Consider the following 20708-nt stretch of genomic DNA (forward strand, 5'->3'; position numbering starts at 1 on the left):
TGAAATGAGCATGAACGGCGAAATCCCGGTCCGCGACAACCGCGCCCAGGACCGTTTCGAGATCGAGATCGACGGGCATCTCGCCATCGCCCAGTATGTGCTGGCACCGGACCACATCATCTTCACCCACACCGAGGTCCCGCCGGAACTCGGCGGCCGCGGCCTCGCCACCCGGCTGGTGGAGGCCGGCCTCGCCAGCGCCCGCGAGCGGCACCTCTCGGTCATCCCGCGCTGCTCGGTATTCGGCCGCTACATGATCAAGCACCCGGAAACCCATAATCTGATGGCGCCGGAAATCCGCGCCACTCTGGGCCTTCCGGTCTGATCGTCCACCGCATCGGCGTGGCGCCGGCGCATCACCCGCTGGGGAAAGCGCCGGCTCCAAACGCTTCATTAACGCTGATCTTCTATGCCTGAAGCCAGTTGAGAGGCGGGCCGCCAATGGCGGTCCGTCACGGTTCCAGCGGCACAGGTTTGGCGGCTCATGCGTTTCCCGGATCGTCCTTCCGATCGGAATGATTCCCCATCCACCGGCACGTCGGACGACGCCGCGCGCGCCGCGCGCCTGGTCTCGCGCGCCAATCACAAGCTGAACGCGCCACCGCCGCCCCAGGTGAAGAATCCGGCCGGCGGCCCCGGCACCACCTTGCCGGCGCCCTCGCTCTATGCCGGCGCGCCGCTCGCCGAGCCGCCCGCCCGGCCGGCTTCCGCCGGCTATCCCGCCACCGGCATGCCGCGCGTGCCCGCCGTGCCGCGGGATCCCGCGCCGCTGCGCGAGCCGGCCTATGCCGGCAACCCCGTTCCCGCCGTGGCGCCCGGCCCGCGCGTGGTGATTCCGAGCTGGCTGCAGCCCTTCACCATGCCGCCCAATACCCGTTTCACCCGCACCCCGGACTATCTGCTGCGCCAGCCGCCGGCCCCCGAGCCCGCGCCGGCCGCGGAGGTTCCGGCCGTGCCGACCGCCGCACCGGCGGCCGCGGCGGCACGCCCGCCGGCGCTGGTGGTGCAGCCGCGCAAGCCGCCGGCCTCGCCCATCCTGCAGCCGGCGACCCCCAACAGCGCCCTGTCGACGGTCCATGCGGCCGCCGAGCCGGCGCCGGCAGCGACGGTGCCGGAGCCCTCTCCCGCCGCGCCGGCCCCCACCGCCACCTTCCAGCCGCAGCCCGGCGAGGGCCTGCCGAGCTCCATCCAGCGTATTGCCGGGCTGATCCAGCTCGGCTGGGCGGAGCCGCCGGCGGTGGCCGCGCATCAGGACATGGCGGTGGCGCTCGACGCGCCGGCCGTGTCCCCGGTCGAGGACGGACCCGCATCCGACGACGCCTTCGACGACGTTCTGGAGATGGCGGCGGAGCTCGACATCGAGGAGGACGACGCGTTCGAGCAAGACGAGGACGTCGAGGACTTCGACGACGACGAGACAGACGATCTCGCGATCCTGCCGGATTCCGCCGATGCGGGGGCTCCGCTCGCCGCCGCGACGGCGGTGATCGTGGAAAGCACGCCGGTCGAGGAGATGCTTGCCACCGTCGCTCCGGCGCCGGAAGCCGCGCAGCAGGATGCCGCCGGAGCCTTCGATGCCGCCTATGGCCTCGGGGGCGCCGCCGTCACCTTCTCCTGGCCGGCCTTCGCCATCGCGGCCTCGGCTCCGGCCCCGGCACCGGAACGCCCGGCGCCGGTCGCCGCCCAGCCGGCCCCGGCTCCCGAGCCCGCGGCGGTGCCGGCGCCGCGGCCCGTCGCGGCACCTCCGGTCCCCGCGGTCCCCACGCGCATCGGCTATGATCTGCCGCCGCTCGACCTGCTCACCGTCCCCCCGGAAGTCGAGCCGGATTACCAGCTCTCGGAAGAATTCCTGGAGCGCAATTCGGTGAAGCTGCAGCAGGTGCTGCACGATTTCGGCGTGCGCGGCGAGATCATCGACGCCAATCCCGGTCCGGTGGTGACGCTCTACGAGCTGGAGCCGGCGCCCGGCATCAAGTCGAGCCGGGTCATCGGCCTCTCCGCGGACATCTCCCGCTCAATGAGCGCGATCTCCGCCCGCGTCGCGGTGGTGGAGGGGCGCAACGTCATCGGCATCGAGCTGCCCAACCAGCGCCGCGAGACGGTATGGCTGCGCGAGATGCTGTCGAGCCACGAATTCGAGGCGGCTAAGGCCAAGCTCGGCATCGCGCTCGGCAAGACCATCGGCGGCGAGCCGGTGATCGTCGACCTCGCCAAGATGCCGCATCTGCTCGTTGCCGGCACCACCGGCTCCGGCAAGTCGGTTGCCATCAACACCATGATCCTGAGCCTGCTCTACCGGCACCGCCCGGACCAGTGCCGGCTGATCATGATCGACCCGAAGATGCTGGAACTCTCGGTCTATGAGGGCATCCCGCACCTCCTCACCCCCGTCGTCACCGACCCGAAGAAGGCGATCGTCGCCCTCAAATGGGCGGTGCGCGAGATGGAGGAGCGCTACAAGAAGATGAGCCGCCTCGGCGTGCGCAACATCGACGGCTTCAATGCCCGCGTGGCGGAGGCGGCGGCCAAGGGCGAGATCATCACCCGCACCGTGCAGAAGGGCTTCGACCGCGAGACCGGGGAGATGATGGAGGAAGAGGAGATCATGGATCTCTCGCCCCTCCCCTACATCGTGATCGTGGTCGACGAGATGGCCGACCTGATGATGGTGGCCGGCAAGGACATCGAGGGCGCCATCCAGCGCCTCGCCCAGATGGCCCGCGCCGCCGGCATCCACCTGATCATGGCGACCCAGCGCCCGAGCGTCGACGTCATCACCGGCACCATCAAGGCCAACTTCCCCACCCGCATCTCCTTCCAGGTGACGAGCAAGATCGACAGTCGGACCATCCTCGGCGAGATGGGCGCCGAGCAGCTGCTCGGCCAGGGCGACATGCTCTACATGGCCGGCGGCGGGCGCATCTCCCGCGTGCACGGCCCGTTCGTCTCCGACCAGGAGGTCGAGCGCGTCGTCGAGCATCTGAAGGCGCAGGGCCGGCCGGACTATCTCGACGAGGTGACGGCCGAGGACGACGAGGAGGTCGTGCCGCCGGCGGGCGGGGACGCGGCGGTGTTCGACGCCACCGCCATGGGCGCCGAGCCGGGCGATCTCTACGACCAGGCCGTCGCCGTGGTGATGCGCGACCGCAAGGCCTCCACCAGCTACATCCAGCGCCGGCTGCAGATCGGCTACAACCGCGCCGCCTCGATCATGGAGCGGATGGAGAATGAGGGGCTGGTGGGTCCCGCCAACCATGCCGGCAAGCGCGAGATCATCTCGGACGGCCGCTCGGGTCACTAACCCCGCGCCATGATTGCCTGCAACAAAGGCCCCGGCTCGCATGCCGGGGCCTTTTTCATGGGCCGGTCGCGCCCGCCATCCGGCACCGCCGCGGGGATCCTAGCCTCCGAACGGCGCCGCCTCGCTCCACAGGGTCAGGGCCAGTCCCATCAACAGGGCGGCGCCGGCCAGCATCAGCACCGCGCCCCAGCTGCGCTGCCACCAGGGCCGGTCGTCGCGCTCGGATACCGGCCGGCGAGCCGGCGTCCCGTCGCGCTGCGCGTCGCCTTGGCTGTTGCTGTTCATGTGCCCCCGATCGGCCGGTGCGGAAACGAGGCCGGGCCGCAGCCCGCTCGCCGTCAACGCCGGCAGCCGGTCCGGGTTCCCGCACCGGTGAACAACCGTCCCGCGCAAATCCCGGATCCAATCGCCGCCTGGGCTCTTCCAACCGGACAGCCGGACCATTAGGTGTGGAGGACTGCGACGCCCCGGAGCCCTCCTCGGGCTTCCCACGACGGCGCCTTCTTTCCGAGAGGTTCCCATGTCCACGGCTTCCTACCCCGATGTCCTCCTGTTCATCGACGGCGTCTGGCGCGAAGGCTCGCGTCATGGCGGCAGCCCCGCCAGCCAGCCCATCGTCGACCCCGCGACGGAGGAGGTCATCGGCACCCTCGCGCATGCCTCGATCGCCGATCTCGACGACGCCCTCGCCGCGGCAGAGAAGGGCTTTGCGACGTGGAAGCGCGTGCCGGCGCATGAGCGCTACAAGATCATGCGCAAGGCGGCGGACATCCTGCGCGAGCGCGCCGAGGACATCTCGCGCATCATGACCATGGAGCAGGGCAAGCCGCTCGCCGAGGCGCGGGTGGAGACGCTGGCCGCCGCCGACATCATCGACTGGTTCGCCGAGGAAGGTCGCCGGCAATATGGCCGGGTGATCGCCCCGCGCGCCGAAAACATCCATCAGGTGGTCGTCCGCGAGCCGGTCGGCGTCGTCGCCGCCTTCACGCCGTGGAACTTCCCGATCAACCAGGCGGTCCGCAAGGCCTCCGCCGCGCTGGCGGCCGGCTGCTCGATCATCCTCAAGGGACCGGAGGACACCCCCGCCTCCTGCGCCGCGCTGTTCAAGGCCTATCAGGATGCCGGCGTGCCGGCCGGCGTGGTCAACCTGGTGTTCGGCGTGCCGTCGGAGATCTCGCAGTACCTGATCCCGCATCCGATCGTGAAGAAGATCACCTTCACCGGCTCCACCGTGGTCGGCAAGCAGCTCGCCGCGCTCGCCGGCGCACATATGAAGCGCGTCACCATGGAGCTCGGCGGCCACGCCCCGGCGGTGGTGTTCGAGGATGCCGATCTCGACCATGCGGTGAAGCTCTTGTCCGGCGCCAAGTTCCGCAATGCCGGCCAGGTCTGCGTCTCGCCCACCCGCTTCCTGGTGCACGAGAACCTCTATGACAAGTTCGTCGACGGCTTCACCGAGGCGGTGAAGGGCATGAAGGTCGGCAACGGCCTGGAAGACGGCGTGCGCATGGGCCCGCTGGTCAATTCCCGCCGCATCGACGCCATGGAGGCGCTCACCGCCGACGCGGTGCAGAAGGGCGCCACGCTGCGCACCGGCGGCTCGCGCATCGGCAACAAGGGCTACTTCTTCGAGCCGACCGTGCTCACCGATCTTCCCCCGGATGCGCGCATCCTCAACGAGGAGCCGTTCGGCCCGCTGGTGCCGATCCAGCCCTTCACCTCCACCGAGGCGGTCATCGCCGAGGCGAACCGGCTGCCCTACGGCCTCGCCGCCTATGCCTACACGACCTCTTCCGCCACCGCGGAAGATTTCTCCCGGCGGGTCGAGAGCGGCATGATCTCGATCAACCATCACGGCCTCGCCCTCCCCGAGGTGCCGTTCGGCGGCATCAAGGATTCCGGCTATGGCTCAGAAGGCGGCACCGAGGCGATGGAAGCCTATGTGAACACCAAGTTCGTCACCCGTTTCGCAGTGTGACAAATCCGTCATGACGGCTCGGCGGCGGGCGCGGAATCACGTATCACCGCGTCCGCCGCTCCAACGGGACCGGCCCTCCTCCGCGAGCCCGTCGCCGCATGGAACCCAGCGTCTTCATGGCGATCATCGCCGCCGCCGCGATGCATGCGGGCTGGAACGCCCTGCTGAAGATCCGTCTGGATCCCTTCGTCGCCATGGCGCTGATCACCGGCGCCTCCAGCGTCATCGTCCTGCCGGTCGCGCTGGCGCTGGGCCCGCCGCCCCCGCATGCCTGGGCATGGATCGCCGGTTCGATCGCCGTGCATCTCGTCTATTACCTGACGCTGACCGGCGCCTATCGCCGCGCCGACATGGGCTTCGTCTACCCGGTGGCGCGTGGCGGCTCGCCGCTCATCACCACCCTGTTCTCGCTGGTGCGGCTCGGCGAGCCGATCGACGCCCAGGGCGTGGCCGGCGTCGCCCTGCTCGCCACCGGGGTGTTCGCCATCGCCTGGCCGCGCGGCGGCCATCTCGACCGGCGGGCGCTCGTTCTTGCCGGGGCCTGCGCCCTGTCCATCGCCGTCTATTCGATCATCGACGGAACCGGCGCGCGCGCCACCGGCAATCCGCATCTCTACGCCGCCTGGCTGTTCCTGGCGGAAGGCCCCATCGTGCTCGCGGTGGCGCTGCTGCGCCACGGCTCCGGCGCCCTGCGGCCGATGCTCGGCTTCCTCGGCCCCGGCGCGGCCGGCGGGGCCATGTCGCTCACCGCCTACTGGATCACCATCTGGGCGATGACCAAGGCCCCGATCGGCCTCGTCTCGGCGGTGCGGGAATCCAGCGTGCTGTTCGCCGCGCTCATCGCCGTATTCCTGCTGAAGGAGCCGCCGCGCCCGAGCCGCCTTGCCGGGGCGGCGCTCATCGTCGCCGGCCTCGCGCTGATCAAGCTGCATTGAGGCCCGCCGATTTGGGCTATCGCCGTGGCTGTGCTCAATTGGCCCGATGAGCACGACCGCCACCGAAACTGACGTGATTCGCCCCGCCGGCCATGAGGAGGCCTTCGCCCGACCGCTGGCGATGCTGCGCGAGCAGGCGCCGGTGACCATGGTGCTCGGCGGCGCCGGCACCGGCAAGACCACCTTCCTGCACATGCTGCGCAAGCATGGCGGCTCGCGGCAGGTCTTCCTCGCGCCCACCGGCGTGGCGGCGCTGCAGCTTGGCGGCCAGACCATCCATTCCTTCTTCGGCCTGCCGCCGCGCCTCGTCGATCCCGATCAGGTCCGCCCGCGCTCGCCCAAGCGCACCCTGATGAAGAAGCTCGACCGGCTGGTCATCGACGAGGTGTCGATGGTGCGCGCCGACGTGCTCGACGCGGTGGATCGCTGCCTGCGCATCGTCCGCGGCCGGCCGGAGCCCTTCGGCGGCGTGCAGATGGTGCTGGTCGGCGATTTCCTGCAATTGCCGCCGGTGGTGCCGATGGCCGAGCGCGAGATCCTCGAGCATTTCGGCTATGAGGGGCCCTTCGCCTTCGATGCCCGCGTGCTGCGCGAGACGCCCGTCGCCCGCCTGCCCTTCACCAAGGTCTGGCGCCAGTCCGACATCCATTTCGTCGAGCATCTCGCCGCGCTCCGCTCCGGGCGCTTCGTCGCCGATGCGGTGGCGGCGATCAACGAGGCCTGTTTCCGTCCGCATCGCGACGGACGCATCCCGGTGGTGCTCGCCCCCACCAATGCCCGCGTCGATGCCTATAACCGCCGCGGCCTCGAGGGCCTCGCCGATGGCGGGCGCGTCTATGAGGGCGCGAGCCAGGGCGAGTTCGACCTCGCCAATGACCGCCTCCCGGTGCCGGAGGCGCTGCTGCTGAAGGTCGGCGCCCGCGTCATGACGGTGCGCAACGACCCGGAGCGGCAATGGGTCAACGGCTCGGTCGGCACGGTGATCGGCCTCGCCCCCGACCGCGCCTTTGTGCGGCTCGACGCCGGCGGCGTGGCGGAAATCGAGCGCGTGAGCTGGGAGCGCATCCGCTACGACTGGGACGAGACGACCGGCAAGGTCGAGGCCAAGGTGGTCGGCACCTATACCCAGCTGCCGCTGGTGCCCGCCTGGGCCGTCACCGTGCACAAGGCGCAGGGGCTGACGCTGGAAGACGTGCGGATCGACTTCGATTCCGGTGCCTTCGCGGCGGGGCAGGCCTATGTCGCCCTCTCCCGCGCCCGCTCGCTGGAGGGGCTTTCGCTGGTCCGGCCGCTGCGGGCCAGCGACATTCGCATCGACCGGCGGGTGGCGGCCTTCGCCTCCGCCTTCGAGGCGGAAGCCGAACTTTTCCCGTTACGGCAGCAATAACACATATAAATTACGTTAAATAAGACGACATGCAAAAAATCTCGTGATTGATCCGATTTCCACTTTACATAGTCGATGGTGTCCATAGACTATGATGGAAGAGGATTTCATGAGCCGCATCGTCCGCCATCGCCACACCCTGATGTTCGCACTCGCCTATGGCGCCATCGCCGCGGCGGTGCTGTTCGTGCATCCCGGCGCAAGCGAGGCGGAAGCCCCGGCGGCGGCCGTCACGGCTTCCGCGACGTCGCGCTGAGCCTCCCCGCCTCTTGCATCCCCTTTAAAAAGCCGCTTGATCTATCATCTATGAAGAAAGGCCGGAGGCGGATTCGCCCCGGCGCAATGGGATTCATAGCGGCGATGTTGACCAATAAGGGCAAGTACGGGCTTAAGGCGATGCTGTTCCTCGCCGGCTTGCCCCAGGGGCAGAGCGCCATGGGCGCCGAGATCGCCAGCGCCAACAACATTCCGAAGAAATTCCTCGACGCCATCCTTCTCGAACTGCGCAACGCCGGCATGCTGCGTTCCAAGAAGGGGCCGGGCGGTGGCTACGCGCTGTCGCGGCTGCCGAAGGAAATCCGCGTCGGCCACATCATCCGTACGCTGGACGGGCCGCTGGCGCCGATCAACTGCGCCTCCAAGAGCGCCTATGTGCCTTGCCAGGATTGCCAGGATCTCAAGATCTGCGCGGTTCAGGTCACCATGAGCAAGGTGCGCGACGCGATGAGCGACATTCTCGACCGCATGACGCTGGAAGAGATGATGGCCTTCGCCCGCAATGCCGACGCCGACCTCATGTACCACATATGAGCGTACCGCCCGCTTCCGATGCGGCCGCCGGGCTGCTCGGCCTCGTCGCCCATGACAGCAAGAAGCACGACATGGTCGCCTGGGCGGTGGAGCACCGCGCGACACTGGCGCGTTTCGACATCGTCGCCACCGGCACCACCGGCGGGCGCATTCTCGATGCCTGCCCGGAATTGCGGTTGACCCGGCTGAAGAGCGGCCCGCTCGGCGGCGACCAGCAGATCGGCGCGCTGATCGCCGAGGGACGGGTGCGGGCGCTGGTCTTTCTCGTCGATCCGCTCACCGCCCAGCCGCACGATGTCGACGTGAAGGCGCTGATGCGCGTCGCCCTCGTCTACGACATCCCGATCGCGCTCAACCTCTCCACCGCGGAAATGCTGATCGCGGCGCTGGAAGCCGAGGCGGGCTGAGAGACACTTCTTTCCCGAGTTAATCGCAGGAGCAGGCCAGTTCCCTCTCCCCGACGGGGAGAGGGAAAGAAAGAGGGGTCGTTCTTGCCGACGAGGTGGGGCGGACATCTTTCCCGACGAGACAAGACGAGGCTGGGGCTGTCCTTTTTCCCTCTCCCCGTCGGGGAGAGGGGTAGGGTGAGGGGCCTTCTTCGTTTCCCCCATGCCCCCACCGGGGAGAGGAAAAGAAGGGCACGCCCTGCCCCAATAGCCGGCTCAAGAACGGGCAATATCTCAGAAGAACGCCTGAATCCCGGTGATCGCCCGGCCGAGGATCAGCGCGTGGATGTCGTGCGTGCCCTCATAGGTGTTCACCGTCTCCAGGTTCACCATGTGGCGCATCACCGGATATTCCGACGAGATGCCGTTGCCGCCATGCATGTCGCGGGCGACGCGGGCGATGTCGAGCGCCTTGCCGCAATTGTTGCGCTTCAGCACCGAGATCGCTTCCGGCGGCAGCCGGCCCTCGTCGAACAGCCGGCCGGCGCGAAGCGCCAGCTGCAGGCCGAGCGCGATCTCGGTCGCCATGTCCGCGAGCTTCTTCTGGATCAGCTGGTTGGCCGCCAGCGGCCGGTTGAACTGCACGCGATCGAGCGTGTAGACGCGCGCCGCGGCGTAGCAGGCTTCCGCCGCGCCCATGGTGCCCCAGCCGATGCCGTAGCGGGCGCGGTTGAGGCAGCCGAACGGCCCCTTCAACCCGGCGACGTTCGGCAGCAGCGCCTCCTCCGGCACCTCGACGTCGTCCATCACGATCTCGCCGGTGACGGAGGCGCGCAGCGAGAGCTTGCCCTCGATTTTCGGCAGCGACAGCCCCTTGGTGCCGCGCTCCAGCACGAAGCCGCGAATGGCGTTGTCATGCGCCGCCGACTTCGCCCACACCACCGCGATGTCGGCGATCGGGGAGTTGGTGATCCACATCTTGGCGCCCTTGAGCCGGTAGCCGCCGTCGATCTTCTCGGCGCGGGTGCGCATGCCCGCCGGGTCGGAGCCGGCGTCGGGCTCGGTCAGGCCGAAGCAGCCGACGATCTCGCCGGTGGCGAGCCTGGGCAGGTATTTGCGCTTCTGCTCCTCGCTGCCATAGGCGTGGATCGGGTGCATTACCAGCGAGGACTGCACGCTCATCGCCGAGCGATAGCCGGAATCGACCCGCTCGACTTCCCGCGCCACCAGCCCATAGGCGACATAGCCGAGACCGGCGCCGCCATATTCCTCGGGAATCGTCGGCCCGAGCAGACCGAGCGCGCCCATCTCGCTCATGATCTCGCGGTCGAAGCGCTCCTCTCGATAGGCGGAGGCTACCCGCGGCATCAGATTTTCCTGGGCATAATCGCGCGCCGTGTCGCGCACCATGCGCTCGTCCTCGGTGAGCTGGCCGTCGAGGTCGAACGGATCCTCCCAATCGAAGATCGCCTTGGGGGCGGCATGCGGCGCGGCGTTCATTCGTCTCGTCTCCCTTATGCGTCCGCGCCTGTGGCCGGCGCGACCTCCCTCCTCTTACACCCGCGGCACGGCGGCGCCCAGCGTCGCCCGGAAATGTCTAGACATACGACTTTGGTAGGACCCCGCAGCCTTATTGCGCAAGTGATCAAGGCGTGTTTGATTTCGCGCTATGGGTGCGACGAACCGTCAATAATCCAGCCCGCGTGCACGGGCTACCGCCGCACATCCAAATAAGGGGAACCCATTATGTCGGTATTCAATGCCAAACTGGCCGCCACCGCGGCCGTACTGGTGGCGCTGTCCGCGCCTGCCTACGCCGCCAAGACGCTCGTCTACTGCTCGGAAGGCAGCCCCGAGAACTTCACCCCGGCGCTCAACACCACCGGCACCAGCTTCGACGCCGCCCGCCCGGTCTACAACCAGCTGGTCGAGTTCGAGCGCGGCACCACCAAGGTGGTGCCCGGCCTCGCCGAGAGCTGGACGGTGTCGGACGACGGCAAGGAAATCACCTTCAAGCTGCGCAAGGGCGTGAAGTGGCACGCCGGCGTCAACGGCTTCACGCCGACCCGCGACTTCAATGCCGACGACGTGCTGTTCTCCTTCGACCGCCAGTGGAAGGCCGACAACCCCTACCACAAGGTCACCGGCGGCGCGTATGACTACTTCAACGACATGAGCATGCCCGACCTGCTCAAGTCGATCGACAAGGTGGACGACTACACGGTGAAGTTCACGCTCACCGAGCCGAACTCGCCGATGCTGGCCAACCTCGCCATGGACTTCGGCACCATCATGTCGAAGGAATATGCCGACTTCCTGCTCAAGAAGGGCACCCCCGAGCAGTTCGACCAGATCCCGGTCGGCACCGGCCCGTTCACCTTCGTGAACTACCAGAAGGACGCGGTGATCCGCTACAAGGCCAACCCGACCTATTTCGAGGGCAAGCCGGCGCTGGACAACCTCGTCTTCGCCATCACCCCGGATCCGACCGCCCGCTACGCCAAGGTGAAGAAGGGCGAGTGCCATGTGATGATCGCGCCGAACCCGGCCGACATCGCGGCGATGAAGACCGATCCGGCGCTGAACCTGCTGTCGCAGCCGGGCCTCAACATCGCCTATCTGTCCTTCAACACCCAGAAGCCGCCCTTCGACAAGAAGGAGGTCCGCCAGGCCTTCAACATGGCGATCGACAAGGCGGCGATCATCAAGGACGTCTATCAGGGCGCCGGCCAGGCGGCCGTCAATCCGATCCCGCCGACCATCTGGTCCTACAACACCGCGGTGAAGGACTATCCCTACGATCCCGAGAAGGCCAAGAAGATGCTGGCCGATGCGGGTGTCAAAACGCCGCTCGACATCGACCTGTGGTGGATGCCGGTGCAGCGCCCCTACAACCCGAACGCCAAGCGCATCGCCGAGATGATGCAGTCGGACCTCGCCAAGCTCGGCATCAATGCCAAGCTGGTCTCCTATGAGTGGGGCGAGTACCGCAAGCGCCTGCAGCAGGGCGAGCACATGACGGGCCAGCTCGGCTGGACCGGCGACAATGGCGACCCGGACAACTTCTTCTTCCTGCTCGGCTGCGCCGCGGCCCGTCCGGGCGGCCAGAACCTCGCCAAGTGGTGCAACAAGGACTTCGACGCGCTGATCAACAAGGCGAAGACCATCCCGGACGTCGCCGAGCGCACCAAGCTCTACGAGCAGGCGCAGGTCATCGTGAAGGAAGACGCGCCGTGGTTCACCATCGCCCATTCGGTGGTCTATGAGCCGACCCGCAAGGAAGTCGTCGACTACAAGGTCAGCCCGTTCGGCCGCCACGAGTTCTACGGCGTCGACCTGAAGTGACGTGATGCCGGTGCCGGCGGAAGGAGCGCTCCGCCGGCACCGTGCCTTTTCGAAAACGCACGACCGCGCTGATGCGCTAGAGCATGCCGGCCTTCGTCCGGTCGGCCTCAGCCGTTCCGCATTCACCTGTGTCGCGCGCCGCGCATGAGCGCCCCGTCCGTGATGTGACGCCCCCGATCCGCCTCCTGCAGCGCCCCGAAGCTCCCCGAGGGAGCGGGACGCGCCGGATATGGCGCATCGCAAGCCCGGGATATCGATGTTCCGCTTTTTCATACGTCGCGTCGCCCTGACGCTGCCGACTTTCGTGGCGCTGATGTTCGTGACCTTCGTCGCGGTGCGCCTCGTGCCCGGCGATCCGATCGAGGCCCGCACCGGCGAGCGCGGCATCGCCCCCGAGCGCCTCGCCATGCTGCGCCACGAACTCGGCCTCGACCGGCCGGTGTGGCAACAGTTCCTCGATTACGCCAACGGCATCGTCCATGGCGATTTCGGCGTCTCCATCGTCACCAAGACGCCGGTGCTCAGCGAATTCGCCACCCTGTTCCCGGCGACGCTGGAACTCACTTTGTGCGGGCTGGCCTTCGCCATCGTGCTCGGCATTCCCGCCGGCGTCATCGCGGCGGTGAAGCGCGGCAGCGTGTTCGACCACACCATGATGACGATAGCGCTCACCGGCTATTCCATGCCGATCTTCTGGTGGGGCCTGCTGCTCATCATGTTCATGTCGGAATATCTCGGCCTCACGCCGGTGTCCGGCCGCATGGACCTGATCAATTTCTACTTCGAGCCCGTCACCGGCTTCATGCTGGTGGATAGCCTGCTGTCGGATCAGGAAGGCGCCTTCAGTTCGGCGGTCTCGCACCTCATCCTGCCTGCCATCGTGCTCGGCACGGTGCCGCTGGCGGTGATCGCGCGCATGACGCGGTCCTCCATGCTGGAAGTGCTGGGCGAGGACTATGTGCGCACCGCCCGCGCCAAGGGCCTGTCGCCCTTCCGGGTGGTCGGGCTGCACGCGCTGCGCAACGCGCTGATCCCGGTCGTCACCGTCATCGGCCTGCAGACCGGCACGCTGCTCGGCGGCGCGGTGCTCACCGAAACCATCTTCGCCTGGCCCGGGGTCGGCAAATGGCTGATCGAGTCGATCGCCCGCCGCGATTACCCGGCGCTGCAGGGAGGCATCATGCTGATCACCAGCATCGTCATCCTGGTCAATCTCATCGTCGACCTCACCTACGTCGCGATCAACCCGAGGATCCGCCATGGTTGATCAGCCCTTGCCCGGCGAGACGATCCTCCCCGACGGCGCCATCATCGAGACGGTGCCACCCGCGCCCTCCTCGTTGAAGGCGTTCTGGTCGGCCTTCAGCGAGAACCGCGGCGCGGTGCTCGGCCTCGCCGTGGTGCTGTTCATCGCCTTTCTGGCACTGTTCGCACCGCTGGTGGCCCCGCATTCGCCGATCGAGCAGTTCCGTGCCTCGGTGCAGCAGCCGCCCGTCTGGGCGGGCGGCACCTGGGCCTTCCCCTTCGGCACCGATGCCGTCGGCCGCGACATCCTCTCGCGGCTGATCTACGGCGCCCGCATTTCGCTCGGCATCGGCCTGTCGGTGATGATCGTCTCGGTGGCGCTCGGCATCGTGCTCGGCCTCGCCAGCGCCTTCCTGCGCGGCATCGTCGAGGTGGTGGTGATGCGGATCATGGACCTCATCGTCGCCATTCCCTCGCTGGTTCTCGCCATTCTGGTGGTGGCGGTGCTCGGCCCGAGCCTGGTCAACACCATCGTGGCGGTGACGGTGGTGTACCTGCCGCGCTATGTGCGGCTGGTGCGCGCCGCTGCCATGGCGGAGCTGTCGAAGGAATATGTCGTAGCCGCCCGCGTCGCCGGCGTCGGCCGCATCCGGCTGATGTTCGTCACCGTGCTGCCGAACTGCCTCGCCCCGCTCATCGTGCAGGCGGCGCTCGGCATCTCCGACGCCATCCTCGAGGCGGCGGCGCTCGGCTTCCTCGGCCTCGGCGCCCAGCCACCGATCCCGGAATGGGGCGCCATGCTGGCGGATTCGCGCGAGTTCATCCGCGCCGCACCGTGGATCGTCACCCTGCCCGGCCTCGCCATCCTCATCACCGTGGTCGCCATCAACCTGATGGGCGACGGCCTGCGCGACGCGCTCGATCCCAAGCTGCGGAGGAGCTGAGCCATGAACGCCACGTCCACTCCCCTCCTCTCGATCCGCAATCTCAGCGTCACCTTCGCCACCGGCCGCGGCCCGTTCCGCGCGGTGGACAAGGTGGACCTCGACGTCGCCGCCGGCGAACTGGTGGCCATCGTCGGCGAGTCGGGTTCCGGCAAGTCGGTTGCCATGCTGGCGGTGATGGGCCTCCTGCCCTGGACCGCCACCGTCACCGCCGACCGGCTGAGCTTCGACGGCAAGGACCTGCTCGCGCTGACGCCGCGCGAGCGCCGGAAGATCATCGGCCGCGACCTGTCGATGATCTTCCAGGAGCCGATGTCGAGCCTCAATCCCTGCTTCACCGTCGGCTTCCAGCTGCGCGAGGCGATGAAGGCGCATCTCGACCTCGACAAGACCGCCCGGCAGAAGCGGGCGGTCGAACTGCTGGACCTCGTCGGCATCCCGGAGCCGGAGCGGCGGCTGAAGGCCTTCCCGCACCAGCTCTCCGGCGGCATGAGCCAGCGGGTGATGATCGCCATGGCGCTGGCCTGCAATCCCAAGCTGATCATCGCCGACGAGCCGACCACCGCGCTCGACGTCACCATCCAGGCGCAGATCCTGGATTTGCTGCTCCGCCTGCAGAAGGACAGCGGCGTCGGCCTCGTCCTGATCACCCACGACATGGGCGTGGTGGCGGAGACGGCGCAGCGCGTCTGCGTCCACTATGCCGGCCAGCAGGTGGAGATGCAGGACACGCGCGGCCTGTTCCGCGATCCGCACCACCCCTACACCTCCGCCCTGCTGGCGGCGCTGCCGGAGCGGGCGAGCGGGCGCATCCTGCCCTCCATTCCCGGCGTGGTGCCGGGCCTCGCGGACCGGCCGGCCGGCTGCCTGTTCTCGCCGCGCTGCCGCTTCGCCACCCAGACCTGCCGCACCATCCCGCCGCCCCGCGCGGGCGCCGATCTCGGCTATGCCCTCTGCCACACGCCGCTCGTCGACGGCCATCCGCGCGCGCTGAAGAAACTGGAGATGCCGGCATGACTCCGACAGTCCCGCAGGCGGTGATGGAGGCGATCGACCTCGCCCAGTCCTATGAGGTCACGCGCGGCCTGCTCGCCAAGCCGGCGACGGTGAAGGCGGTGGCGGGCATCAGCTTCGCGCTGGCCCCGCGCTCGACGCTGGCGGTGGTCGGCGAGTCCGGCTCCGGCAAGTCGACGCTGGCGCGCATGCTCACCATGATCGAGAAGCCCGGCACCGGCGCGCTGATGATCGACAATGTCGATGTCGCCGATGCCGATGCCGGCACCCGCCGCCGCTATCGCGGCGAGGTGCAGATGGTGTTCCAGAATCCCTATGGCTCGCTCAATCCGCGCCAGACCATCGGCGCCGCCATCGAGGAGCCGCTGCTGGTCAACACCTCGCTCTCCGCCGCCGAGCGCCGCGAGCGTGCCATCGACATGATGAAGCGGGTCGGCCTGCGCCCCGAGCATCACGGCCGCTACCCGCACATGTTCTCCGGCGGCCAGCGCCAGCGCATCGCCATCGCCCGCGCTCTGGTGCTGCGCCCGAAGATCCTGGTGCTCGACGAGCCGGTCTCGGCGCTCGACGTCTCCGTGCGCGCCCAGGTGCTGAACCTGCTGGTGGAGCTGCAGGAAAGCCTCGGCGTCGCCTATGTGTTCGTCTCGCACGATCTCGGCGTGGTCCGCCACATGGCCGACGAGGTGATGGTGATGTATCTCGGCCGCGCCGTGGAGCACGGCCCGCGCGACGCCATCTTCGACGACCCCAGGCACCCCTATACGCGGGCGCTGATGTCGGCCACCCCGGTCGCCGACCCGGAAGCGAAGAAGGAGCGCATCGTGCTGGAGGGCGAGCTCCCCTCGCCCTTCGATCCGCCGGCCGGCTGCCCGTTCAACCCGCGCTGCCCGCTCGCCTTCGACCGCTGCCGCCGCGAGAATCCGCCGCTGGAGATGAAGTCCGGCCGCATGGTCGCCTGCTGGGCGGTGGATTAGCGACAGCTCGAGAGAAGGGGCCGGCCATGCGCGACGCCACGCAATGCGTGCATCATCCCGAGGTGTCGCAGGAAGGCTATGCCAGCCTCGCCGTGCCCACGCACCGCGCCTCCACCATCGTCTATCCCGATGGCGAGGCCTTCCTGCATCGGGCCGCACGCGGGGTCGACGGCTATACCTACGGCCTGCACGGCACGCCGACCACGCGCGTCCTCGCCGAGCAGATCACCCGGCTGCAGGGCGGCCTGCGCAGCCTCGTCGTGCCCTCCGGGCAGGCCGCCATCTCGATCCCGATGCTGACGCTGCTGGTGCCGGGCGACCGGGTGCTAATCCCGGACAACGCCTATCCGCCGGTGCGCACGCTCGGCGCCCAGTATCTCGCCCCGCGCGGCATCGAGGCCGCCGTCTACGACCCGATGATCGGCGCCGGCATCGCCGATCTCATCGACGATCGCACCCGCCTCGTCTGGATCGAGGCGCCCGGCTCCGGCACCATGGAGGTGGCGGATATCCCCGCCCTCGTCACGGCGGCGAAGGCGCGCGGCGTGCTCACCGGCTGCGACAACACCTGGGCGACGCCACTCCTGTTCAAGCCGCTCGCCCATGGCGTCGACATCGTCGCCGAGGCGCTGACCAAATATGCCGGCGGCCATTCCGACCTGCTGCTCGGCTCGATCACCGTCGCCGACATGGATCTGTACCGGCGGCTGCGCCAGACGCTGTCGGCGCTGGGCATCGGCGTCTCGCCGGACGAGTGCGCCCTCGCCCTGCGCGGCATCGAGACCATGGCGGTGCGCCTTGCCCATTGCGGCCGGGTAGCGGAGGATTTCGCCCGCCGCCTCGCCCCCCTGCCGCAGGTCGAGAAGGTGCTGCATCCGGCGCTGCCGGAATGCCCAGGCCACGAGGCCTTCCGCCGCGATTTCAAGGGCGCCTCCGGCGTGTTCAGCCTCGTGCTGACGCCGGAAAGCGATGCCCGCCTGCAGACGGCGCTGTCGGGGCTCAGGGTCTTCTCCATCGGCGCGTCCTGGGGCGGCACCCACAGCCTGATCGCGCCGATGGGCCTCGCGCCGCCACGCAGCACGACGCCCTGGCCGCACCGGGGACCGCTCGTCCGCCTCAGCATCGGCCTGGAGGATGCCGAGGAGCTGTGGGAGGATCTCGCCGGCTTCCTCGCCCGCCTCGCCCCCTAGGAGACCCCGCATGATTGTTCGCGACGAGCGCCCCGACGAGGCCGCCGCCATCCACGCGCTGCTGCGCGACGCCTTTGACGGGCCGGACGAGGCCGATCTGGTGAACCGGCTGCGCGACGCCGGCGATGCCACCTTCTCGCTCGTCGCGGAGGAGGACGGCGAGATCGTCGGCCATGTGCTGCTCTCGCCCATCGCCGCCGCCTTCCCGGCCCTCGCCCTCGCCCCGCTCGCCGTCGGGCCGGACTACCGCGCCCACGGCATCGGCGGCGCGCTGGTCAGGGCGGCGATCGGGCGTGCCGAGGCGATGGGCTGGCGGGCGGTCTTCGTGCTCGGCGATCCCGGCTATTACGGCCGCTTCGGCTTTTCCGTCGCGACGGCGGCCGGCTTCGCCTCGCCCTATGCCGGGCCTCATTTCATGGCGCTGGCGCTCGGCGGCGCGCTGCCGGCCACCGCCGGCACGCTGCGCCACGCCCCCGCCTTCGCGGCGCTCGGCTGAACGTCCACCGCCTCACCTCACCGCAGGGTGAAGTCCACCGGCACGGTGAAGGCGATGGAGCCTCCCGGCACTTCCGGGGGCGGAGCCGGCACCGGCGAGGCGCGGCGCACCATCGCCACCGCCTCCTCGTCGAAGCGCGAATTGCCCGACGAGCCCACCAGCCGCGCGCTCAGCACCTGGCCGGCGCGGTTGATGGTGAAGGCGACCCGCGCCTTGCCCGAACCGCTCTCGCCGGTCGGGTAGCGCTTGTGGCGGTTGAGATGCGCCATCAGCCGCGAGCGCCAGTTGGCCGGCGTCATCGAGCGCGCATTGGCCGCCCCCGCCGTCGGCGCGGCGATGCGCTCGGAGTTCTCCGCCTGCATCTGCGGGGCGGCGGAGGTCCGCGGCGCCGGCGGCTTCTCGTTCTTCTCGCGCGGCTTCGGCTTCTTCTTCGGCGGTTCCTTCTTGGGTTCGATCTTCTTCTCCGGCGGCGTCAGCTCGGAGGCGAGCGGGGCCGGCGGCGGCAGCGGCACCTCGATGTCGGGGGCGGGAGATTCCGTCACCTCCGGCAGCGGCTCCTCCTGCTTGATCGGCTCGGGAGGCGGCGGCTCGACTTCTTCTTCGGGCTGCTCGTCCGGCTTGACCTCTTCCTCGACCTCCTTGGGCGCCTCGACCATCTGTGGGCCGGGCGCCACATCGACGGGCTCGGAGGGCGGCGCCACCGGCACTTCCGCCAGCTCGATCATGATCGCCGCCGGCTCCTGCAGCGGCACCGGCGGCGGCGCGGAAAGGAGATAGGCCAGCGCGCCGCCATGCGCGCCGAGCACCAGCACGCCGCAGCCGACCCAGCAGCCGGCGCGGGCCACCCGGTCGAGCGCCCGGCCACGCAGCAGCAGCAGGCTCATTGAGCGGCACCCGCGGGCGCGGCAGGCGCCGGGGCGGCAGGGGCGGCAGAGGCCGGCGCGGCGGAAGCGGGAGACCCGGGAACCGCCCCCGCTCCGGTCGCCGCTGGCGCGGCCGCGGCGGCCGGGGCCGCCTCCAGTCCCACCAGCGCGATCTTGAGATAGCCGGCGGCGCGCAGGAGGTTCATCACCTCCATCAGGTCGCCATAGGCGACGCTCTTGTCGGCGCGCAGGAAGATACGGGTATCCTTCTTGCCTTCCGTGGTGCGGTCGAGCTCCGGGCCGAGGCCCCCGCGCGGAATGTCGTCATTGCCGATGGCGAGGCCGAGATCGCTCTTCACGCTGAGATAGACCGGCTTGTCGGGGCGCGGCTGCACCGCCGCCGTCGACGCCGGCAGGTCGACCTTCACGTCGACGGTGGAGAGCGGCGCCGCCACCATGAAGATGATGAGCAGCACCAGGATGACGTCGATGAAGGGCGTGACGTTGATCTCGTGGTTCTCGCCGAGATCGTCGACGTCGCTGCTCTGGAGCTTGGCACCCATCGGCTCACCTCACTCGGCGGCGGCGTGCAGCCGCGCGGCGGCCGGCTGGCGCGGCGCGGTCGCGCGCGCGTCGCGGCGGTCGAGGTCGCGCGACAGCAGGCGCAGCACCTCGGCCGAGGCGTCGCCCATCAGGATGCGGTAGCCGGAAACCTGCCGGGCGAAGTGATTATAGATCACCACCGCCGGAATGGCGGCGACGAGGCCGATAGCGGTGGCGAGCAGCGCCTCGGCGATGCCCGGCGCCACCACGGCGAGATTGGTGGTCTGCGCCTTCGAGATGCCGATGAAGGAATTCATGATGCCCCACACCGTGCCGAACAGGCCGACGAAGGGGGCGGTGGCGCCGATAGTGGCGAGCAGACCGGTGCCGCGGTTGATGGCGCGGCCGGTCGCCACCTCGATGCGGCCGAGCGAGATCGAGACGCGCTCCTTGATGCCATCAGCCGGCAGGTCGCCGGAACGCTTCAGTTCGAGATCGGTGGCGCGCAGCATGGCCGCCGTCGGCCCCTTGGCGCCCACCCGGCGGGCCTCTTCCAGCGTGGCGCTGGCGAGCAGGCCCTTCACCGCCTTGCGCACCCGGCCCTGCGCCGCCATCAGCTCGACGCTCTTGGCCAGCCACACCGTCCAGGTGACCACCGAGGCGAAGGCGAGGCCGATCATCACCGCCTTCACCACCCAGTCGGCGGCCATGAACATGCCCCAGGGCGACAGGTCGTGCGGCAGCTGCGCGGAGACGCTGACGTCCTCGCCCTCCGCGCCCGGCGCCGCGGCATCGGCGGGAGCGCCGGCGGCTTCGGGAGCGGTAGGCACCGGGGAGGCCCCGGGAGCAGTGGCCTCGCCCGGCAGGCCGTTGCCAGCGGGAGCGGTGGCGGGAGGCGCGATCGTGGACGCCGCCGGCGCGGGGGCGCTCGTCGTTGGCACGGTCGTCGTCGGGGCGGCGGGAGCCTGCGCCTGGGCGGGAGCCTGCGCCTGCGGCTGAGCGGGAGCGGCCGGGGCCGCCTGCGTCGTCGTCGGCGCCACGCCCTGCGCGAAGGCCACCGGCGGTCCCGCGAGCACCGACAGCGCCACGAGCGCGATCAGCGAATGGCGGGGCGAGGCGGCGAGCCGCAGCATCGAAAGGCGTGTCGTCGGCAGACGAAGGGTCGGCATGGGTCTACCCGTCATTGGCAGCCCGCCCATGGCCCCGCGCAACGCGGCTTGCGCCGTGCCCGGAGGCCAAAGGGTGGGCGACTGGTCAATTAACGGTTTCCTTAAACCCCTCTATACGCTCCCGACAA

Annotated in this window: 20 protein-coding genes; 15 read left to right on the forward strand and 5 right to left on the reverse strand. The window is 69.2% G+C overall.

Going from position 1 to position 20708, the window contains the following annotated elements; genetic code table 11:
• Nucleotides 1-4 precede the first annotated feature (4 nt).
• Nucleotides 5-325 carry a GNAT family N-acetyltransferase gene (locus KHC19_RS02240; RefSeq protein ID WP_213350385.1) on the forward strand — a complete coding sequence of 107 codons (321 nt, stop codon included), beginning with the start codon at nt 5-7 and terminating at the stop codon, nt 323-325.
• A 159-nt stretch (nt 326-484) separates the two neighbouring features.
• The gene (locus KHC19_RS02245; RefSeq protein ID WP_246548101.1) at nt 485-3301 is read left to right on the forward strand and encodes a DNA translocase FtsK; all 2817 of its coding nucleotides are present in this window, start codon (nt 485-487) and stop codon (nt 3299-3301) included.
• A 99-nt stretch (nt 3302-3400) separates the two neighbouring features.
• Here the strand turns inward: KHC19_RS02245 and KHC19_RS02250 are convergent, their stop codons facing one another.
• Nucleotides 3401-3586 carry a hypothetical protein gene (locus KHC19_RS02250; RefSeq protein ID WP_213350386.1) on the reverse strand — a complete coding sequence of 62 codons (186 nt, stop codon included), beginning with the start codon at nt 3584-3586 and terminating at the stop codon, nt 3401-3403.
• A 235-nt stretch (nt 3587-3821) separates the two neighbouring features.
• Between KHC19_RS02250 and KHC19_RS02255 the strand changes: the two genes are divergently transcribed.
• The 6 genes from KHC19_RS02255 to KHC19_RS02280 all read left to right on the forward strand — a co-directional run bounded on the left by KHC19_RS02255 (nt 3822) and on the right by KHC19_RS02280 (nt 8818).
• Nucleotides 3822-5279: an NAD-dependent succinate-semialdehyde dehydrogenase gene (locus tag KHC19_RS02255; protein WP_213350387.1), complete on the forward strand. Its 1458-nt coding sequence runs from the start codon at nt 3822-3824 to the stop codon at nt 5277-5279.
• Between the two features lie 98 nt (nt 5280-5377).
• Nucleotides 5378-6214: an EamA family transporter gene (locus tag KHC19_RS02260; protein ID WP_213350388.1), complete on the forward strand. Its 837-nt coding sequence runs from the start codon at nt 5378-5380 to the stop codon at nt 6212-6214.
• Between the two features lie 73 nt (nt 6215-6287).
• On the forward strand, nt 6288-7601 hold the full coding sequence (locus KHC19_RS02265) for an ATP-dependent DNA helicase (protein WP_343207633.1): 1314 nt from the start codon (nt 6288-6290) through the stop codon (nt 7599-7601).
• Between the two features lie 109 nt (nt 7602-7710).
• Nucleotides 7711-7857, forward strand: coding sequence for a hypothetical protein (locus tag KHC19_RS02270; protein ID WP_213350390.1), 147 nt, complete (start codon nt 7711-7713; stop codon nt 7855-7857).
• A gap of 104 nt (nt 7858-7961) precedes the next feature.
• The gene (locus KHC19_RS02275; RefSeq protein WP_213350391.1) at nt 7962-8411 is read left to right on the forward strand and encodes an RrF2 family transcriptional regulator; all 450 of its coding nucleotides are present in this window, start codon (nt 7962-7964) and stop codon (nt 8409-8411) included.
• Nucleotides 8408-8818: a methylglyoxal synthase gene (locus tag KHC19_RS02280; protein WP_213350392.1), complete on the forward strand. Its 411-nt coding sequence runs from the start codon at nt 8408-8410 to the stop codon at nt 8816-8818. Before KHC19_RS02275 ends, KHC19_RS02280 begins: the two co-directional genes overlap by 4 nt.
• Before the next feature lie 273 nt (nt 8819-9091).
• Here KHC19_RS02280 and KHC19_RS02285 read toward each other — a convergent pair whose 3' ends face one another.
• Nucleotides 9092-10297: an acyl-CoA dehydrogenase gene (locus KHC19_RS02285; RefSeq protein WP_213350393.1), complete on the reverse strand. Its 1206-nt coding sequence runs from the start codon at nt 10295-10297 to the stop codon at nt 9092-9094.
• A 246-nt stretch (nt 10298-10543) separates the two neighbouring features.
• On the opposite strand from KHC19_RS02285, the gene KHC19_RS02290 reads away from it, so the two are divergent.
• The 7 genes from KHC19_RS02290 (at nt 10544) to KHC19_RS02320 (ending at nt 18005) form a co-directional block, all read left to right on the forward strand.
• Entirely contained in the window at nt 10544-12142 is a 1599-nt protein-coding gene (locus tag KHC19_RS02290; protein ID WP_213350394.1) for an ABC transporter substrate-binding protein, read from the forward strand.
• A 256-nt stretch (nt 12143-12398) separates the two neighbouring features.
• On the forward strand, nt 12399-13409 hold the full coding sequence (locus tag KHC19_RS02295) for an ABC transporter permease subunit (protein ID WP_213350395.1): 1011 nt from the start codon (nt 12399-12401) through the stop codon (nt 13407-13409).
• A complete protein-coding gene (locus KHC19_RS02300; protein ID WP_213350396.1) occupies nt 13402-14331 on the forward strand; it encodes an ABC transporter permease subunit in 930 nt (309 codons plus the stop codon). The genes KHC19_RS02295 and KHC19_RS02300 overlap by 8 nt, the downstream gene beginning before the upstream one ends.
• Nucleotides 14332-14334: 3 nt before the next feature.
• Nucleotides 14335-15348, forward strand: coding sequence for an ABC transporter ATP-binding protein (locus KHC19_RS02305; RefSeq protein ID WP_213350397.1), 1014 nt, complete (start codon nt 14335-14337; stop codon nt 15346-15348).
• The gene (locus KHC19_RS02310) at nt 15345-16319 is read left to right on the forward strand and encodes a dipeptide ABC transporter ATP-binding protein (protein ID WP_213350398.1); all 975 of its coding nucleotides are present in this window, start codon (nt 15345-15347) and stop codon (nt 16317-16319) included. Before KHC19_RS02305 ends, KHC19_RS02310 begins: the two co-directional genes overlap by 4 nt.
• Nucleotides 16320-16345: 26 nt before the next feature.
• Nucleotides 16346-17509: a trans-sulfuration enzyme family protein gene (locus KHC19_RS02315; protein ID WP_213350399.1), complete on the forward strand. Its 1164-nt coding sequence runs from the start codon at nt 16346-16348 to the stop codon at nt 17507-17509.
• A 10-nt stretch (nt 17510-17519) separates the two neighbouring features.
• Complete coding sequence (locus tag KHC19_RS02320) at nt 17520-18005, forward strand: GNAT family N-acetyltransferase (protein ID WP_213350400.1); 486 nt, start codon at nt 17520-17522, stop codon at nt 18003-18005.
• 17 nt (nt 18006-18022) lie between these two features.
• Here the strand turns inward: KHC19_RS02320 and KHC19_RS02325 are convergent, their stop codons facing one another.
• The 3 genes from KHC19_RS02325 to exbB are packed head-to-tail and all read right to left on the reverse strand — an operon-like array spanning nt 18023 to nt 20580.
• On the reverse strand, nt 18023-18889 hold the full coding sequence (locus KHC19_RS02325; protein ID WP_213350401.1) for an energy transducer TonB family protein: 867 nt from the start codon (nt 18887-18889) through the stop codon (nt 18023-18025).
• A complete protein-coding gene (gene exbD / locus KHC19_RS02330; protein WP_213350402.1) occupies nt 18886-19431 on the reverse strand; it encodes a TonB system transport protein ExbD in 546 nt (181 codons plus the stop codon). Before exbD ends, KHC19_RS02325 begins: the two co-directional genes overlap by 4 nt.
• A 9-nt stretch (nt 19432-19440) precedes the next feature.
• A complete protein-coding gene (gene exbB, locus KHC19_RS02335) occupies nt 19441-20580 on the reverse strand; it encodes a tonB-system energizer ExbB (protein WP_246548103.1) in 1140 nt (379 codons plus the stop codon).
• Nucleotides 20581-20708: the final 128 nt, after the last annotated feature.

The organism is Ancylobacter oerskovii (assembly GCF_018390555.1).
Taxonomy (GTDB): Bacteria; Pseudomonadota; Alphaproteobacteria; order Rhizobiales; family Xanthobacteraceae; genus Ancylobacter; species Ancylobacter oerskovii.

What these genes read in the sequence shown, in the direction of transcription:
- KHC19_RS02240 (WP_213350385.1), top strand. Translation starts at nt 5, where the DNA reads ATGAGCATGAACGGCGAAATCCCGGTCCGCGACAACCGCGCCCAGGAC.
- KHC19_RS02245 (WP_246548101.1), top strand. Translation starts at nt 485, where the DNA reads ATGCGTTTCCCGGATCGTCCTTCCGATCGGAATGATTCCCCATCCACC.
- KHC19_RS02250 (WP_213350386.1), bottom strand. Translation starts at nt 3,586, where the DNA reads ATGAACAGCAACAGCCAAGGCGACGCGCAGCGCGACGGGACGCCGGCT.
- KHC19_RS02255 (WP_213350387.1), top strand. Translation starts at nt 3,822, where the DNA reads ATGTCCACGGCTTCCTACCCCGATGTCCTCCTGTTCATCGACGGCGTC.
- KHC19_RS02260 (WP_213350388.1), top strand. Translation starts at nt 5,378, where the DNA reads ATGGAACCCAGCGTCTTCATGGCGATCATCGCCGCCGCCGCGATGCAT.
- KHC19_RS02270 (WP_213350390.1), top strand. Translation starts at nt 7,711, where the DNA reads ATGAGCCGCATCGTCCGCCATCGCCACACCCTGATGTTCGCACTCGCC.
- KHC19_RS02275 (WP_213350391.1), top strand. Translation starts at nt 7,962, where the DNA reads ATGTTGACCAATAAGGGCAAGTACGGGCTTAAGGCGATGCTGTTCCTC.
- KHC19_RS02280 (WP_213350392.1), top strand. Translation starts at nt 8,408, where the DNA reads ATGAGCGTACCGCCCGCTTCCGATGCGGCCGCCGGGCTGCTCGGCCTC.
- KHC19_RS02285 (WP_213350393.1), bottom strand. Translation starts at nt 10,297, where the DNA reads ATGAACGCCGCGCCGCATGCCGCCCCCAAGGCGATCTTCGATTGGGAG.
- KHC19_RS02290 (WP_213350394.1), top strand. Translation starts at nt 10,544, where the DNA reads ATGTCGGTATTCAATGCCAAACTGGCCGCCACCGCGGCCGTACTGGTG.
- KHC19_RS02295 (WP_213350395.1), top strand. Translation starts at nt 12,399, where the DNA reads ATGTTCCGCTTTTTCATACGTCGCGTCGCCCTGACGCTGCCGACTTTC.
- KHC19_RS02300 (WP_213350396.1), top strand. Translation starts at nt 13,402, where the DNA reads ATGGTTGATCAGCCCTTGCCCGGCGAGACGATCCTCCCCGACGGCGCC.
- KHC19_RS02305 (WP_213350397.1), top strand. Translation starts at nt 14,335, where the DNA reads ATGAACGCCACGTCCACTCCCCTCCTCTCGATCCGCAATCTCAGCGTC.
- KHC19_RS02310 (WP_213350398.1), top strand. Translation starts at nt 15,345, where the DNA reads ATGACTCCGACAGTCCCGCAGGCGGTGATGGAGGCGATCGACCTCGCC.
- KHC19_RS02315 (WP_213350399.1), top strand. Translation starts at nt 16,346, where the DNA reads ATGCGCGACGCCACGCAATGCGTGCATCATCCCGAGGTGTCGCAGGAA.
- KHC19_RS02320 (WP_213350400.1), top strand. Translation starts at nt 17,520, where the DNA reads ATGATTGTTCGCGACGAGCGCCCCGACGAGGCCGCCGCCATCCACGCG.
- KHC19_RS02325 (WP_213350401.1), bottom strand. Translation starts at nt 18,889, where the DNA reads ATGAGCCTGCTGCTGCTGCGTGGCCGGGCGCTCGACCGGGTGGCCCGC.
- exbD (WP_213350402.1), bottom strand. Translation starts at nt 19,431, where the DNA reads ATGGGTGCCAAGCTCCAGAGCAGCGACGTCGACGATCTCGGCGAGAAC.
- exbB (WP_246548103.1), bottom strand. Translation starts at nt 20,580, where the DNA reads ATGCCGACCCTTCGTCTGCCGACGACACGCCTTTCGATGCTGCGGCTC.